17 protein-coding genes are annotated in these 17,282 nt (G+C 33.1%); 3 read left to right on the forward strand and 14 right to left on the reverse strand.

Annotated elements, in window-relative coordinates; genetic code table 11:
* Positions 1 to 9: 9 nt before the first annotated feature.
* The 7 genes from rsxC to C1Y58_RS19380 form a co-directional block, all read right to left on the reverse strand.
* Complete coding sequence (gene rsxC / locus C1Y58_RS19350; protein WP_105617994.1) at positions 10 to 1,341, reverse strand: electron transport complex subunit RsxC; 1,332 nt, start codon at positions 1,339 to 1,341, stop codon at positions 10 to 12.
* Between the two features lie 370 nt (positions 1,342 to 1,711).
* The gene (locus C1Y58_RS19355) at positions 1,712 to 2,299 is read right to left on the reverse strand and encodes an ATP-binding protein (protein ID WP_105617995.1); all 588 of its coding nucleotides are present in this window, start codon (positions 2,297 to 2,299) and stop codon (positions 1,712 to 1,714) included.
* 39 nt (positions 2,300 to 2,338) lie between these two features.
* Positions 2,339 to 2,671 carry a DRTGG domain-containing protein gene (locus C1Y58_RS19360; protein WP_105617996.1) on the reverse strand — a complete coding sequence of 111 codons (333 nt, stop codon included), beginning with the start codon at positions 2,669 to 2,671 and terminating at the stop codon, positions 2,339 to 2,341.
* Between the two features lie 266 nt (positions 2,672 to 2,937).
* Positions 2,938 to 4,266 carry a [Fe-Fe] hydrogenase large subunit C-terminal domain-containing protein gene (locus tag C1Y58_RS19365; protein ID WP_105617997.1) on the reverse strand — a complete coding sequence of 443 codons (1,329 nt, stop codon included), beginning with the start codon at positions 4,264 to 4,266 and terminating at the stop codon, positions 2,938 to 2,940.
* Positions 4,267 to 4,280: 14 nt separating this feature from the next.
* Entirely contained in the window at positions 4,281 to 4,691 is a 411-nt protein-coding gene (locus C1Y58_RS19370) for an ATP-binding protein (RefSeq protein ID WP_105617999.1), read from the reverse strand.
* The gene (locus C1Y58_RS19375; RefSeq protein ID WP_105618000.1) at positions 4,669 to 5,040 is read right to left on the reverse strand and encodes a hypothetical protein; all 372 of its coding nucleotides are present in this window, start codon (positions 5,038 to 5,040) and stop codon (positions 4,669 to 4,671) included. Before C1Y58_RS19375 ends, C1Y58_RS19370 begins: the two co-directional genes overlap by 23 nt.
* Before the next feature lie 163 nt (positions 5,041 to 5,203).
* The gene (locus C1Y58_RS19380) at positions 5,204 to 6,151 is read right to left on the reverse strand and encodes a tRNA modification radical SAM protein MnmL/YtqA (RefSeq protein ID WP_105618002.1); all 948 of its coding nucleotides are present in this window, start codon (positions 6,149 to 6,151) and stop codon (positions 5,204 to 5,206) included.
* Positions 6,152 to 6,471: 320 nt separating this feature from the next.
* Here C1Y58_RS19380 and C1Y58_RS19385 point away from each other — a divergent pair, with 320 nt between their 5' ends.
* Entirely contained in the window at positions 6,472 to 6,693 is a 222-nt protein-coding gene (locus C1Y58_RS19385; protein ID WP_105618003.1) for a DUF378 domain-containing protein, read from the forward strand.
* A gap of 316 nt (positions 6,694 to 7,009) precedes the next feature.
* On the forward strand, positions 7,010 to 7,429 hold the full coding sequence (locus tag C1Y58_RS19390) for a twitching motility protein PilT (protein ID WP_105618004.1): 420 nt from the start codon (positions 7,010 to 7,012) through the stop codon (positions 7,427 to 7,429).
* A 31-nt stretch (positions 7,430 to 7,460) separates the two neighbouring features.
* Here the strand turns inward: C1Y58_RS19390 and asnB are convergent, their stop codons facing one another.
* On the reverse strand, positions 7,461 to 9,293 hold the full coding sequence (asnB, locus tag C1Y58_RS19395) for an asparagine synthase (glutamine-hydrolyzing) (protein WP_105618005.1): 1,833 nt from the start codon (positions 9,291 to 9,293) through the stop codon (positions 7,461 to 7,463).
* A 319-nt stretch (positions 9,294 to 9,612) separates the two neighbouring features.
* Here asnB and tyrS point away from each other — a divergent pair, with 319 nt between their 5' ends.
* Positions 9,613 to 10,839 carry a tyrosine--tRNA ligase gene (tyrS, locus tag C1Y58_RS19400; protein ID WP_105618006.1) on the forward strand — a complete coding sequence of 409 codons (1,227 nt, stop codon included), beginning with the start codon at positions 9,613 to 9,615 and terminating at the stop codon, positions 10,837 to 10,839.
* 156 nt (positions 10,840 to 10,995) lie between these two features.
* Here tyrS and C1Y58_RS19405 read toward each other — a convergent pair whose 3' ends face one another.
* The 6 genes from C1Y58_RS19405 to C1Y58_RS19430 form a co-directional block, all read right to left on the reverse strand.
* Complete coding sequence (locus tag C1Y58_RS19405; RefSeq protein ID WP_105618007.1) at positions 10,996 to 12,447, reverse strand: sensor histidine kinase; 1,452 nt, start codon at positions 12,445 to 12,447, stop codon at positions 10,996 to 10,998.
* Positions 12,444 to 13,118 carry a response regulator transcription factor gene (locus C1Y58_RS19410; protein ID WP_105618008.1) on the reverse strand — a complete coding sequence of 225 codons (675 nt, stop codon included), beginning with the start codon at positions 13,116 to 13,118 and terminating at the stop codon, positions 12,444 to 12,446. Before C1Y58_RS19410 ends, C1Y58_RS19405 begins: the two co-directional genes overlap by 4 nt.
* Positions 13,119 to 13,281: 163 nt before the next feature.
* Positions 13,282 to 14,727 (reverse strand): aminoacyl-histidine dipeptidase, encoded by a 1,446-nt coding sequence (locus C1Y58_RS19415; protein ID WP_105618009.1) that lies wholly within the window; start codon positions 14,725 to 14,727, stop codon positions 13,282 to 13,284.
* Positions 14,714 to 15,703, reverse strand: a complete 990-nt coding sequence (locus tag C1Y58_RS19420) for an RluA family pseudouridine synthase (protein ID WP_105618010.1) — start codon at positions 15,701 to 15,703, stop codon at positions 14,714 to 14,716. The genes C1Y58_RS19415 and C1Y58_RS19420 overlap by 14 nt, the downstream gene beginning before the upstream one ends.
* A 12-nt stretch (positions 15,704 to 15,715) precedes the next feature.
* Positions 15,716 to 16,285 (reverse strand): hypothetical protein, encoded by a 570-nt coding sequence (locus tag C1Y58_RS19425; RefSeq protein ID WP_105618011.1) that lies wholly within the window; start codon positions 16,283 to 16,285, stop codon positions 15,716 to 15,718.
* A gap of 13 nt (positions 16,286 to 16,298) precedes the next feature.
* The gene (locus C1Y58_RS19430; protein ID WP_105618012.1) at positions 16,299 to 17,057 is read right to left on the reverse strand and encodes a glucose 1-dehydrogenase; all 759 of its coding nucleotides are present in this window, start codon (positions 17,055 to 17,057) and stop codon (positions 16,299 to 16,301) included.
* Positions 17,058 to 17,282 lie beyond the last annotated feature (225 nt).

Here is a 17,282-nt window from a genome sequence, read left to right on the forward strand (position 1 = left end):
AAATCCCCCCTATTTCTTCTTCCTTCTGTTTTGTAAAATAGTTGATTTGGCTGTTCTAAGTGACTGAACTAAATGACGTTTAGAAGGACATGCAAAAGAACAGCAACCACATTGTAAACACTCAAGCCCGTTTAACTTTTCAAACCCTTCCCAATCTTTGTTTAAAGCTAATGCATTAAGTTCAGAAGGTATGAGATTTAAAGGACATACTTCAATACATTTACCGCATCGTATACAATTGAGCTCACCGCCATCGTTAGCTTCTTTCTTTGTTAATGCTAATATGGCAGATGTTCCTTTAACGACTGGTAAATCTACATTATAAAGAGCCATTCCCATCATTGGTCCTCCAGAAATAAGCTTTACAGGTTCCTCAGTGAAACCTCCTGCAGCATCAATAAGTTCTTGATAGCTTGTTCCTATTCTAACTTTGAAATTCTTTGGCTCCTTAATTGCTCCCCCTGTAACTGTAACAATACGTCTCATCAGTGGACGTCCTCTTCTTATGGCTCTTTGTACAGCTACAACAGTATCAACATTGTGTACAATGCAACCTACATCAGCAGGTAACTTACCTTTAAAAGGTACCTCTCTTTTAGTCACTGCATAGATCAATTGCTTTTCTGCTCCTTGAGGGTACTTCGTTTTTAAACTTACAACATCTATTCGATCTTGTCCTGCAGCATGCTGCTTTAATATTTTAATTGCTTCTGGTTTGTTATCCTCTATTCCAATAACCCCTCTTGCTTTTGGAAATAAAGTCAATATTATTTTTAAACCTTCTATGATGCGTTCAGATTCTTCAAGCATAACCCGATAATCTGATGTCAAATAAGGTTCACATTCAGCTCCGTTTAAAATGATGTGATCAATCTCTTTATCTTCTGGAGGTGATAATTTGATATGAGTAGGAAAGCCTGCACCACCCATACCTACGATTCCTGCTTCTTTAATGACATTAATAATTTCTTCTCTGGTCATATCTTTATAATTATATGCTTTATTAAGAGATGGGTCCTCTTCGTATTCATGGTCATTTTCTACCACAATGGCCTTAACTTTTTGTCCATTTGGTATGAGTGACTCCGTTATGGCTTTTACTGTACCTGATACGCTGGAGTGTATAGGCGCGGAAACAAAAGCTTGTGCTTCAGCAATTTTTTGACCTACTAATACCCGGTCTCCTCTTTTTACTAATGGCTCACAGGGTGCCCCAATGTGTTGCACCATTGGGTATACAAGGTCACCTTTTGGATCTAAATAGTTTTCAATAGGCTTATCTTCAGTATAATGTTTACCATGTGGAGGATGAATCCCTCGTTTAAACGTTAGTCTAGCCACATAATCCCTCCTATTTCCTCAAAAAATTGTTAGATTCATTTTGAACCTTAATCTTTTAATTATCGTTTTTTATATACTTTGATTTCATTAAACCATTTATATAAACCTACTTAGAAATTGTTCTAAGCAATACTTTAAGCAATCCATCATTTATATAAATCTTTTAATAGTAAATAACCAATACATGTAAATATTTAATGCTAAATTCATATATTGAATTATTTTTTCTTAGAATGTCTCCTCATTTTAGTATATTCTACACAACTATGATAATACAATATCCCCCCTTTTACAATGATTGTTTATTTATAAACAAAAATACAAACCTAGAAAATAGCTGTTTTCAAGGCTTGTATTCTGTATACAATGTTCATTTAGTTTTATCCAAGGTAGTTTTTGTTAATTTATTATCAGATTCTTTTTTTAGATCGTTAATATTCTCATTAATATAGTTCAATGTCCATTGATAAACATCAGGATGACTTAGAGGCATTCCGTCTAATACTTTTTTTATCTCATCTAAATCAAGTAAAAATGTATTATCTTCGTAGGAATGTTTATATTTAAAGAGTATTTGATCATATGATGCAAACAACCCCATTAATGAGGTGGCTATATCCCCTAGAGGTGGACGATCAATATGATTATAAGCTAATGTAGCGACAACTTTTGTGCCAACACCTTGCTCACTTGAGATATCAAACGTCCCATCACATAACTTACATGTACTATCCATTAATGAAATGCCTAAGCCGACTTTTCGAGTTGTACGGCTAGTTGTAAAGGGATTTTTAATCTGATGGAGCATTTCTTTATCGATTCCTTTACCATTATCTTTGATACTAAACTCAAAAATATTGATAGAGGGTTTTTCCATAACGTCAATATCAATTTTTGTTGCTTCCCCACGCACACTATTCATTGCTATATCCAAAAGATGTAATGAAAGTTCCTTCATATTACCTACTCCACTCTAAGGCATCAATATATTGACTACCTAAATTCCTAAATTGGATAATTTCTTTGTCATTTCATAGGATGAATCTCCTACAGTAATAATAGGAATATCTTCATCATTAGCTTTTGCTTCAGCATCTAAATCAAGTTTATATCCTTCTGATATAATGATGCAGGATATTTCAACTAGCGTAGCTACAGCAATAATATTGATATGGCTTTGAATAGTCACCCAAACATCGCCCTTTTTTGCCTTGCCCATTACTACACTTAATAAATCCCCAACAAAACCGCCTTCAATCTCTTTATCTAATCCTCCCTGACCAGCAATAACTTTTAAGTCTAACTTGTCAACAAGTTCTCGAACAGTCATAAGTGTACCTTCTTTCTAAACAACTTTATTTTAGTGTAGGAAAATCCGTATTTTGCTCGCAAGGAATCGAATTTTCCTACACATACTTGAAACGTGATGGTAGTCACTTTTCTTGTAATGTAGGAAAGTATTGCGTTTTGCTTTTAAAAGCAATGTGGCATCGAGCCTCATTACTTTTGATACATTTCGTTACATGAAATGATGAAGCAAGGAACCATACTTTCCTGCATATACTTGAAACGTGATGGTAGTCACTTTTCAAGTATTTACTCATCTTGTTGGAATGTTGCTGGAAGTTTTTCAGATAAATTGACCATCTCCTCAGCCATTTCTCTAACTTTCTTACGCAACATAAATATACAATCTTCTATAACTGCATTCCCCATAACAATATCTTCAGCTAAAGCATTACAAGTAGGTGCCCCACAAGAACCACAATCGATTTTTGGTAATGTAAGAAATATTTTTTCTATTTCCTCTAGTTTGGCTAATGCGACATTGATATCATCATCTAACTTAAGCACTGACTGAGGTTGTAATGGTGATTCCCAGCGTATATTTAACTCACCATGCTCAAAGTTAATATCCCTTAAAAGGCAGTTGTCATCAGCACATTGTAAAATCTTCCGCATTCTATTTTTTGCTACAAAGCAATTCTCAACTGTTAACGGACCGCCTAGGCATCCACCAGTGCAGGCTAACCCTTCAATAAAATCAACATTCTCAAGTTTACCATTCTCTACGTTATCTAAAATGGTTTTAACATTTTCAATACCATCTACAGAAATAATATTATCAAGTCCAAGTGCTTCACTTTCTCCACCAGACCTTGCCCAGTTAATACCTTTAAGTGTACTTTGGCGTAAAACCTCTATTCTTTCAGGTGCTGCCTTTATTTGTTTGATCAAGGTCAACATTTTTGCATAAATATCCCGCAAAGCTATAACGCCATCAACATATGAATAATCCACAACTTGTGGTGAACGTACATTAGTGGCTTTAGCTGCACATGGTGTAATGAAAAATACGCCGATGTCTTTTCCCTTAATCCCTTTCTTTATAAGATGTTCTTTTGCTACACGTGCCATCAATTCCATAGGCGAAATAAAAGGCAGTATATTTTGAATTAAAGTAGGATACTTGATCTGAATAAGCCTTACTATTGCCGGGCATGCAGATGATATAATTGGTTTGTCAAATTTTTCATTATTAATGTAACGAATTGTTTCTCTGGTAACTAAATCAGCAGCATATGCCACTTCATATACTTCATCAAACCCTAGTTCTTTCACAGCTGTTAAAATAATATTGATATTAGTAATGTTTTTAAACTGGCTATATAAGGTTGGCGCAGGTATCGCTACTTTATATTTAAAAGGTAATCGCTTGATGTCATCAATTGAGTCTGTTGTTGCTTGCTTCGCCTTATTCCTACAGACCTTTATGCACAGACCACAGTCAATACACTTCTCATTGGTAATTTGAGCTTTTCCATTTCTGACACGTATCGCTTCTGTTGGACAACGCTTAATACAATCTGTACAACCAATACATTTCTTATCAATCAGTTTAACAGAAGGAAGATACTCTCCCATATAATCACCTTCTCCTAAAGATAGAAAAACATCTTAACCTCGGTTCCTTTTCCTAATTCTGAATTAATATGAAGTTCATCACTATATCTCTTCATATTAGGTAACCCCATTCCAGCTCCAAATCCCATTTCTCTCGCTACATTTGAAGCAGTCGTGTACCCTTCTTGCATGGCTAAACCTATATCAGCAATTCCAGGACCTTCGTCCTTCAAATGAATAACCACTTCCTTTGGTGTTATTTCTATATCAATATCTCCGCCATTAGCATGAATGACCATATTAATTTCGGCTTCATACATAGCTACAGATACTTTTCTAATCAATTGATTAGTAAATCCTAACTGCATAAGAAGTTTCTTCATATCACTTGAAGCTTCTCCTGCTAAGGTCATTTGCTCACCATCAACCTTGTAATGTCGCTTCATGCGTGATTTCCTCCCCTAGCAAACCATTTTCATACAGGATTCCACTTGATGTATATAATGAATGCTTAGAACAAATTAACACTATACCTTTATCTTCTGCCATACTAACCATTTCTTCTGTTGGTCGTTTACCACGAACAAAAACAATAGCTTTAAGATCTAACATCTCAGCAGTACGAATAACTTGAGGGTGTACAAGTCCTGTTAATAGTAAAACATTATTCTGAACATAAGCAAGTACATCACTCATCAAATCACAACCATAACAATAATTTATATCTATTTCAAGACTCACCTTGTCTGTTAATACTTCACCACTTAATAACCCTCGTATTTCATGAAGTTTCATTGCTCATCCTCCAACTTGTTATTTTTTAGACAATCTCCTCATAGTATTATATCAAATTTTAAAAGAAAAGAAAAGTACTGATCGTCAATCTCCTATTAGTAAATTAACCTAATAGTTAAGATCTTTCTTCTAATATCTGATTGTCCTAAAATAGATATGATTATTAAAAGGGTACTGCCTCCCCTTTTAATGCCTTTCCATTGAGATAATTGAATTTTTTACCTTGGTAGGTATCATTCTTTACCATCTCTTCCTCAATTTCTTCTTTTATGATCCACCAGCTTCTCCCCCAATTTGCAAATAGAGTCTCCTCTTCAGGTGCTCTTGCCATGATCCTTTGAATAACAATCTCTGGATCTAGATGCTCTAAAAATAATATAATTCGCCTTTTAAAACTTTCACAGTTTATAATCTCAATCTCATTTCTTACATACTGATCTGCCATTTCTGTCCCTTTTACAATATATAAGGAATGGCACTTAACAGCTTGAATACCTAACGCTGAAATAATTTTAGCCCCTTCAATGATATCATCTTCATCATCCCAAGGTAAATTCATGATAACATGGGCGCATACGTCAAAATTATATTTTTTTATTCGCAATACCGCATCAATGAATTCCGCTAGGGTATGACCTCTATTAATTTTCTCCAATGTTTTATAGTTAACAGTTTGTAGACCCAATTCAATAGAAATTTCAATCTTATTCTCGTGCCTAAACTGATCTAAAAACATGAGATAATCTTCATTAATACAATCAGGACGTGTTGATATGGCTATCTCAACGACCCCGTCAGATTTACATGCAATAATATAATTCATAAATTGTTCCAAAGGCATATATGTGTTGGAATAATTTTGCAGATAAGCTATAAACTTTTTAGCTTTATAACGTTTACTAATATAGTCTCGATTTGTTTTAATTTGCTCACTAACACTCAATCGATTGGATAAACTTTCATGACCAGCCCCTTTATCGCCACAAAAACTACAACCATTACCTTTGATACGATTTGGACAACTGATTGGTAAATTAATTGGTAGCTTATAAACTTTCTCACCATATTTTTCTTTTAAATAATCTGAGTATTTACGGTAAAGTCTTGGCATAAGTTAACTCCCTCTATGATTTTACTTATTTAAAGTATGGTTTATTTAATAAAATTTCTTACAACTTTTCTTACTATCTATCTTATAAAAAATTTTTAAAAATCTAATGCATATTATAATCAAAATTACACATCATAATTCTGTATTCTACTATATAAATGATATTATTATATATTATTAAGTTTTAATGAGTACATTATCATTTCTTATGCGGTTCAGTATGCTAAAACATTATTATAGCACAATAACTGCATAATTAATATGTGATGTGGCATACTATTCGTAATGAAATTTTTGTAATAATAAAGGAGGACTTACTTATGAATACAAGACCACTCGATGCTGTAGCTTTAACTATATTAATAATTGGATGTATCAACTGGGGTTTAGTTGGCTTTTTCGATTTTAATCTAATTGATGCAATCTTTGGAAATTGGGTCTGGATTTCAAGAGTAATTTATGCTGTTGTTGGTATCGCAGGTATTTATGCTTTCACTTTCTTTGGTAGACTTGCCTCAGATTCACAAGGTAATATAGAGTAAATTATATACCCCATTCATTTTATTAATGAATGGGTTTCTTGTAATTTATCAAAATAACCATTATTAAGCAATATTTTAACAGGTTAAATATAGAATTTTGAATGATATTTAGTCGCTTTTCCGTGTATTTCTTTAGAATTTGCAAATCAATTTTATTTTTTTCGGAAAAATATATAATTTTCTTAAAATTATAAAAGGATATTTTATGATTTTATAGAATATATATAATATATAGTTTTTAGCAGTTGCTTTTTTTTCTAAAATCTAAGTATTTTATAAACAAATTTTATTAATCTTTTTTTAGGAGGAGATAACAATGATACAATTAATTGCTGGACAAAAGGGAAAAGGTAAAACAAAGAGTCTTATTAAAATGGCTAATGAAGCTGCAAAAACATCAAAGGGACATGTGGTATACATTGATGATGATAAGAGACATATATACGATTTAAACCATCATATACGTTTTATCCAAGCCAGTGAATTCCCAATAGATAACTTAGATGAATTTTTTGGATTTGTATGCGGTATACTTTCCGAAGATTTTGATATAGATCACATTTTTATAGATGGATTATTAAAGGTTGCACACATTTCTGAAGATATGGGCGCGGTGCTCATACATAAATTAAAAGAATTGTCAGAAAAGTTTAATATTAAATTTGTTATCAGCCTCAGTTGTAAAACTGAGATTCTTCCAGAAAACTTAAAAGAATATTTAGTAGCAGTTGCATAAATATAAAGGTTGCCTTTCAGGCAACCTTTTTTTAATGAATATCAACTTCGTACTTCTCTAACCAGTAGTTAATCTGGTAGAAATAAGCTAATAATTGAGGTCCAGTCATGAGCTGTCCATACCAAGGTACATCAAATGCCTTTCCACCAGTATCGACAATGTTCTTTAAAGCTTCATATTCCATGACTTCCAAAATTGGAGCATCTTTCGATTTAATAATCTTTTTCATCTTTTTCTGGATAAGTTTCAGATACTTTGGATGATGTGTTTTAGGATATGGATTTTTCTTTCTTTCCAATACTTCTTCTGGTAGTATACCGCGCATAGCTTCTCTCACAAGACCTTTTTCTAAATTACCATACCTTTTCATCTCCCAAGGGATGTTATATGTATACTCTACAATACGATGATCTGCGAAAGGTACTCGCACTTCTAAACTATTTGCCATACTCATACGATCTTTTCTATTTAAAAGTGTCATCATAAACCACTTGATATTCAGATAAGTCATTTTTTGTATTTTCGCTAACTCAGGATCATCACAATATTCGCCTTCAGCAATGGAACTATCAAAAACAGTTTTAACATATTCATCTAGAGGTATTTTCTGATACTTCTTTGCTAATATTGATTTTCTTCTATTGACATATTGGGACCAAGGGAAAGTATCACATACTAGATCTTCTGGTTTATTGAACCAAGGATATCCTCCAAATATTTCATCCGCACATTCTCCACTTAATCCAACAGTGGCATGCTTTCTTACTTTCTTACAAAATAAGTATAGAGAAGAATCAATATCTGCCATACCTGGAAGATCATTAGCTAAAACAGCTTGATCTAAAGCATCAATTAGATCTTCTATAGTCAGAACAACGTTATGGTGTTCTGATTTTATAGCATCTACCATTAAACTTATCCAGTAATTATCTAAATCAGGCTGAAATTCATTGGCTGTGAAATACCGATGATTGTCAAAATAATCTATGGAGAATGTCTTTAAAAGGTAGCCTTTTTGTTGCATAGCTTTACTACTAATTGCACTAATTATGCTTGAATCCAAGCCTCCTGATAAGAAAGTACACACCGGAACATCAGCAACCAATTGACGTTCAATAGCATCCGATAATAAGAACCTAACCTGTTCAGTCGTATCTGCAAAATTGTCTGTATGTTCTTTTGCCTTTAGTTCCCAGTACATTTTTTTTACTGTTTTAGATGGAGTGATTTTAATAAATTCCCCTGGCTTCACCTCATGAATATTTTTAAATACCCCCGAACCAAGGGTTCGTGCAGGTCCTAATCCAAAAAGTTCAAGGAGTCCTTCTTCTTCTATGATAGGATTAATCTTAGGATGTTCAAGTAATGCTTTTATCTCAGATCCAAAAATGAATTCGTCCTTCATTTCAGTATAAAATAAGGGTTTTACTCCTAGACGGTCTCGCGCTAAAAATAAGGTCTTATTTTCATCCTCCCAAATTGCAAATGCATAGATACCATTTAAATAATCTAGGCACTTCTCTCCCCAGTGCATATAACTCTTTAAAAGTACTTCAGTATCAGAATAAGAATTAAAGGTGCATCCTTCCTCAGAAAGCTTTTTCCTAATATCCTCTGTATTATATAATTCACCATTATAGACCATTGAATATGTAATTCCACCCATGCGGTCCAACATAGGTTGCTTACCACCTTCTGGATCAACGACCACTAAACGTTTATGCCCTAAAATGGCAGTATTAGATAGATATTTGCCGCACTCATCAGGTCCTCTGTACTGAAGTCGATTTATCATTTTTTCAATAACTTGAATATTATCCATTATGCTTTCCTTATAGTTAATCCATCCTGCTATTCCACACACAGCTGATCACCTCATAGCTATATTCTATGTAAACATATGATTCCCGTTAAGTAATTATTCCTATATAAGCTGAAAGCCCTTACTTACTGCAATATCATTTCATATCATTAAGAATATAAAGTAAGTGAAATCATTTAGACTATTTAAAGTTCATCATTCATCTACATCTACCTTAGAATCACAGTATATAAGACAAATAGCCCTTGATAGGCTAATGAAATTATGTTAGGATTATTAGAAGATGAGGTTAGAAATATGACTGATCACTATGTTATAGGTAAATCGCTTATACTTCAATTAAGAAATAGGAGGGTTTAGTGTGAAAAACGTTTTTGATACACTAAAAGAACGTGGATTTATAGAACAATGTACCCACGAAGAAGAAATAAAAGAAATGTTAGAGAAGGAAAAAGTTACTTTCTATATAGGCTTTGATCCAACTGCTGATAGTTTGCATGTTGGTCATTTCTTAACAATTATGGCTATGGCTCATATGCAGCAAGCAGGTCATCAACCAATCGCCTTAATTGGTGGTGGAACAACCATGATTGGTGATCCTACTGGTAAAACCGATATGCGTAAAATGATGACAAAAGAGATCATTGCTAATAATGCTGAGTGCTTCAAAAAGCAGTTATCTAAATTAGTTAATTTTGAAGATGATGCCGCATTAATGGTTAATAACTCTGATTGGCTTTTAGACCTAAATTATGTTGAATTCTTAAGAGAGATTGGTGCTCACTTCTCTGTTAATCGTATGTTATCAGCCGAGTGTTATAAACAACGTATGGAAAAAGGTTTAACGTTCCTGGAATTTAATTATATGCTCATGCAATCTTATGATTTCTTAGAGCTTAATAGAAGATATGGTTGTGCATTACAACTCGGTGGTAATGATCAATGGTCCAATATCCTTGGCGGTGTAGAATTAATAAGAAGAAAAGAAAGCAAACCTGCTTTTGGTATGACTTTTACACTTCTTACAACAAGTGAAGGTAAAAAGATGGGTAAGACAGAAAAAGGTGCTGTCTGGTTAGATGCAGATAAAACTTCTCCTTATGAATTCTATCAGTATTGGAGAAATATCGAAGATACTGCAGTCATCAAGTGCTTGAAACTACTTACATTCTTACCAATGAATCAAATCAATGAGTTAGCAGCATTAGAAGGTGCAGAAATTAATCAAGCAAAAGAAGTTTTAGCTTTTGAGATAACAAAGATTATTCATGGTGAAAGTGAAGCTAAGAAAGCTGAAGATGCTGCAAAAGCTTTATTTGCTGGCGGTGGAAAAGGTGGTTCTATACCAACTACTGAACTTAGTGTCGATGAACTTGGAAATGGTTTAGATATTCTTACCCTCATGCAAAAAGCTTCTCTTATTGCTACTCGTTCCGAAGGACGTCGTCTTGTGCAACAAGGCGGAGTACGTATTAATGATGTTAAAGTTGAAACCATTGACCGTATCGTAACTAGTGAAGATTTTACTGATCAAGAATTGATGATTAGAAAAGGAAAAAAAGTGCATCACCGTATTTCTTTACAATAATTAAAACAATATCATACATTAAATAAAAATCCTGCTGAAACATCAACAGGATTTTTGTTTAATTACTCCAACATGCTCAATTAAAGTCACTTCGATAGTATGGCATACAATAACGAATCCAAATATGATAATTATCATCTAGAAATAAATACTCAATTACTGATTCATATTCTTCAATTTTATCCCAATCATTATCTCATTATCAGATAAATGTGTAAAGCATTTACCATCATGAAGTTTCATAATACGATTCACTATTGCTAAACCTAAACCAGCTCCTGAACTTTCTCTATGTCTGGATTCATCAGCTTTATAGAATCTGTCCCATATTCTTTCAAAATCAATCTTTTGAGGTTTGCTTACCCTATTTATGACTTTAAATACAACCTGATTATTATCGCTCATTAAACTAACATGAATAGGTTCACTATGATCTCCGTGCTGTATCCCATTGATCAGTAGGTTTCGTACAACTTGCTCGATTTGGCTCTCATCACCATATCCAAAAACATTGGTCTCAATATGGCATTGAAAGCTAGCATGATCCTCTTCAGCAAGGTGCTTCATAAGAAGTACTTGCTTACCTACAAGCTCACTCATATTAAAACGCTCTTTCTCAATACCTACTTCTCCAGCATCATACTTAGCTAGCTGTAATAGTTGCTGTACCATCTTCTCCATTTTAACTGATTCTTCAAATATGGATTGCTTATAAAATTGTTCATCTCCAACGCCATCCAATAAAGCCTCCGAATAACTTTGAATAACTGCTATAGGAGTCTTTAATTCATGGGAAACGTCTGAAAATAATTTCTTTCTTAATTCTTCCATTTTAGTTTTGTAAGCCAGTTCCTTTTCTAGAGCTAGTTTATTGGCATTCAATTCATTAATTGAATTCTTTAGATTGACTGACATCTTATTTAAAGATTTCTTTAGTCGAGTTAATTCCACAGGTCCATGGGACTCATCAAAAGGTCCTGCTTTCTCAAATTCCATATTCCCTATATAGGCCACCTTTTGATTAAAATCATCTACGTTCTTACTAACCTTTCTAATAATCAAGAAACTAATAATCATCAGAAGTACAAAGATCAAAAATGCACTAAATATCATGATGATATATATTTGTGTTATTTCGTTCTGAAAATAGTTATCTAATTGAACTAAAACAAGTTTTTCTCCTGTTTCAAATGGATAAATTACAATAAAAACTCTAAGCGAGTCTAAACCATAGGTTGTATAGCCTGGTTCATCATAACTATTGGCTAATTTTATAATTTGAGATTCAATAGACCAACTATCTAATTCTTCACTTTGCCCCCAATTAATTTTATATTTATTTCCAATATTATAGATTATTTGATTGTCTTTCACAACGAAAGCAGGTAACGCTTTATTATTTAAAACAAATTCCATAACTTTCTCATCATCATCTCTAACATCACCATTGTCTTTAAAGCTCTTCTCAATCAGGCGACAGCTTTCCAAGAGTTGCTTAAATTTTATCTCATAAAAAATTTCCTTGGAGAAAATAAATTGGGTAAACAATGTTGCTGATATTCCTACGAAAAATAAAAATCCAATAATTAAAAGAGCTATACGTCTCATTTAGCCACCTCAAAACGATAACCATAACCTCTTACCGCGATAAGTGGTAAATGATTTTCACCCACTTTAGCTCGCAGTCGTTTAACACATGCATCAACGGACCGTTCAGCCCCTATGTATTCATTTCCCCAGACGTTATCTAAAATCTGGGTTCTTGATAATGCTACATTGGCATTATTCATAAAATAAATAAGGAGATCATATTCCTTTTTGGTTAAGCAAATTTCCTCACCCATAACATATACTTTTTTACTTGTTTGATCTACAGCTATATGCTGATTGACAAAATCATTACTCTCCTCTATCTCGTCAGTACGTTTAAGCATAGCTAGTATTTTTGCCACTAACACTTTGATCCTAAAGGGTTTTGTGATATAGTCATCCGCACCTAAGGCATATCCCTGTAAATTGTCTTCTTCTCCACTCTTAGCAGTCAACATCAGCACTAATACTTTTGAATTTTTTCTTATCTCTTTTAAGACTTCCCAGCCATTAACTCCTGGTAGCATAATATCCAAAACAATAAGATCTACTTTTTCATTTTTGAAGAGCTGTAAGCCTGATATGCCATCACCCGCTTCCAATACTTCAATACCTTCTATTATCAAATAATCTTTGAGAACACGCCTAATTTTAATTTCATCTTCTATGATTAAAACCCTATAACTCATATAGGACCTCCTTATCATAACAACTTACAGTATCCTACTTTACTAAAAGAGTTCCGCATACCACGGAACCCTTTTACGAATTAATGCTTTGATATCCTTAATTTTATTGTAGTAAACCATTATGTGATTATCTTACATAAAGTGATGCTAGTCACCTTTACTATTACGCCATTCTCTTTAAAACTTCTACCAGAAATTCATAAACGCGAGCTGTTGATGAAATACTTAAACGTTCATCAGGTGTATGAATATCTTCCATATCTGGACCAAGCGATACAATATCAACATCTTTCATTCCTTTTGAGAAGATACCACACTCTAATCCTGCATGAATAGCTTTTATATTTGGTTCCTGATTATAAAGTGCCTTATAAGTATCTTTAAATAGCTCTCTTAACTCAGATTCACGCTTATATTCCCAAGCTGGATAAGAACCTCTTGTAATAAATTCTCCACCAAATAATTCAGTAATAATCTTAAGACGTTCTAACATATCGTCTAAACGTGTCTTTTTTGAACTTCTTAAAGCTAAAATAAATTTAACAACTTCTTCTTTTGAAATAACCACACCTAAATTCAAAGAACTCTCTACTAGTCCCTCAATATCACTACTCATTGTCTGAATACCTGATGGTAATGTCATTAACATTTGAATAACTTTTTTAAAGGAATCCTGATTCATAACTGATTGATCAGATTCGCCATCAAAAGTAACATCAACGTGTAATTCTGGATCACTAACAGCGAACTCTCCCTTTAATATCTCATTCCATTTTAGGATAAGGTCTTTTAGTGCTTGCTCTTCATTGGCATGGAATAATAGAATTGCATCCATTTCTCTCGGTATAGCATTATCCTTAGAACCTCCATTAATGCTGACTAAGCTTACCTCTAACTCCTTAGCTATATCATAAAGAATACGTCCCATTAGCTTATTAGAATTTCCACGGTTCTTGTTAATATCCTCACCGGAGTGACCACCTTTTAATCCTCTAATCGCAACATGCGCTACCATACCAGCTTCCTTTACACGTTCAATAGGTAAATTGATAGTGGTTTTCGCTCCACCGGCACAACCCACAATAAAGGTTCCTTCACTCTCATTATCACAGTTAATTAAATACTTCCCTTTTAGTTGACTTAAATCAATATTAGAAGCTCCAGTCATTCCTGTCTCTTCATCTGTTGTTATAACGATTTCTAAACTAGGGTGTTCCAATTCATTATCATCCAAAATAGCCATTGCATAAGCAACAGCGATACCATTATCCGCTCCTAATGTAGTACCATCAGCAGTAATGTAATCATCAACAATCTTTAAATTCAGTGGATCTTTTTGAAAATCAAACTCTGTATCATTGTTTTTTTCACATACCATATCCATATGACCTTGAAAAATCACAGTTGGTGCCTTCTCATAGCCTTTGGTTGCAGGTTTCTTAATGATAACATTATTTACATGATCTTGTATAACTTCTAAACTTCTATTCTTAGCAAAATCAACAAGAAAATCACTAACTCTTTTTTCATTTCCTGATCCTCTAGGTATACTAGAAAGTTCTTCAAAGAATGCGAATACTTTTTTAGGTTCTAAATTACTTAAAATCATTTGGCAACCTTCTTTCTATATATTTTTTAACTTTTGTAAAGACTTGGGGTTCTTCTGCAATAAATTCCTTATTATTAAGGTAGTCAACGTTCCCCTTAAGGCCATTGAATGTCAACTTATAAGCATGCAAAAGCTGTGAGGTCAGATGACATTTTTCCTTTAATGTTTTATTAAGTCTTGGATCACCATATTTAAAGTCACCAAGTATGGGATGATCAATACTCTTTAAATGAGCTCTGATTTGATGGCTTTTACCCGTTACTAATTCCACTTCCAACTGAGTAAAACCATGATATCCTTCCTTGGGTCTAATAATGGTTTTAATAGCCTTTGTTTTCCCCTCTATTTCTACTTTATTTAATTTTACTCTATTGGTTTCAGTATCCTTTTCCCAATGGTCCACTAGGGTGTGAGGCTTAACAACTTTCCCTTTAACTATGGTCAAATAATACTTTTTTATTTGATGTTCTTTAATTGCATGATTAATCTCTTGTAATGCCATTAAATTTTTACCTACAATAACTAAACCACTAGTATTTCTATCTAATCGATTGCATAAACCAGGTCTAAAACCTATATCTTTATCTGGATCATATTGATTAGTTCCCTCTAAATAAGCTATGACGATATCGATTAAGCTAATACTATTCTTTTCATCCTTCTGAGATAGCATACCTATAGGTTTATTACAAATAAGTATGTTTTTATCTTCATAGACAATAGCTAATTTTTCATAGTTCAAGGTATTAGTACTCATATTTCTAAATTTATTAATGGTATCATCCGCTAAATAGAGTTGAATAAAATCCCCATTTAATACAATCTCTTTACCATCTGCCTTCAACTTGTTTAATTTAATATTTTTTTTCCTGAGCATTTTATAGATAAAGCTTTTTGGAGCTTTATTTAAGAATTTTGCTAAGTATTTATCCAGTCTTTGTCCAGCGTCTTTATTAGTTACTTTTAATTCTTTCATCCTTGATTTCTCCTATACTGCAATATGCTTTATTGTATCCACTATCTTCTTTTGATGTTGAGTTACTGGACCATTATCACGGCTAGCTAATTGTTTCATTAAGTTTTCAAAATCAATTTGATCATAGACAATCTTAAATCCTGTTTTCATTTCTCTTGAATTAATAATATCTTTAATAACAATATTATATTGCTTTACCTTCCTTGCATCTTGTCCACCAAGATGGATAAAGTAGATTTTATTAGTTCCTACAATAACGTGCTCAAAATAAGCTCTATAGTTCTCATTATTAAGTAAAACACCATTTATAATGCAAAATTGATCTGAAAGTTGATTAAGTAGGTCTCTATTTCCATCTGGACTAATCTTAAAGGGAAGATACATAATGAATTTTACTCCAAAATAAGCTGTAGCCAAAACGATCAAGATATTTACAAATAATATATAAAAATAATAATCAGCCTTTAAGTATGAATTCAATAAAAATCCAACTAAAACTAGAATACAACAACCAATAAAAAGAGCTCCGTATTTAATTCTCTGCTTTTTAATATGCTCCCACTGATTAATCATAGTTGCCATTAAAACACCTCATCTATTCATAAATCATCTTAACGGACATACCACCGTCAATCACTAAGTTGGTACCTGTTATAAATTCTGCCTCATGACTTGTTAAAAACATGCATGCTGCAGCAATATCTTCAGGTTTTCCTACTCTACCTGCAGGATGCTGTAAATGCTCTTCTTCAGATATATGTGTAAATTTACGCTCTCTTATTTTTTTCCATTGAGATACATCTATCCATCCTGGACTTATAGCATTAACTCTTACTCTTGGACCCAATGAAACTGCTAAAGAATGGGTTAAAGCTAATAAGCCTCCTTTAGAAGCTGTATATGGTTCTGTATGAGGTTCTGACATTAATGCACGTGTTGAGCAAAGATTAATGATACTGCCACCATCGACCATATGTAAAACAGCTTGTTTAGAAACGATGTAGGGTCCTGTTAGGTTAACAGCAATAACTCTGTTCCATTCCTCAATGCTACGATCACATATAGAGCCACTATCTCCAACAGCAGCATTATTAATGAGAATATCTATTTTATTATATTGCTGTCCAATTTTGGTAAAAATATCTATCATGTCATTTTCATTACTAACATCACCTTGAAAGAACATGCATGCATAGCCAGCTTCTTCAATATAAGCTTTATTTTCTAGCCCAGCTTCCTTATCAAGATCAATTAACATGACAATTGCCCCTTCACCAGCATATTTACGGGCAACACATGCTCCAATACCTTGTCCAGCTCCAGTTACAACGACTACTTTGTTTTTGTACTTCATGCAGTACCTCCAAATTTAAATTTATTCCTATATCATAAAAGGCATAAAAACCATCAACAAGCCACTACTCAAAACAATATACTTATAGACAATACGATTATATCATAACACCCTCGATATTGCATCAATATTTTGGTTATATATAGTTCTTAAGCCTTGTAATATAAAATAATATAGCTAAACATTCTTAACATGATCATTGGCAGAAATTTCTTCGCTAAAGTT

This window comes from Vallitalea okinawensis (assembly GCF_002964605.1).
GTDB lineage: Bacteria > Bacillota > Clostridia > Lachnospirales > PQDH01 > Vallitalea_A > Vallitalea_A okinawensis.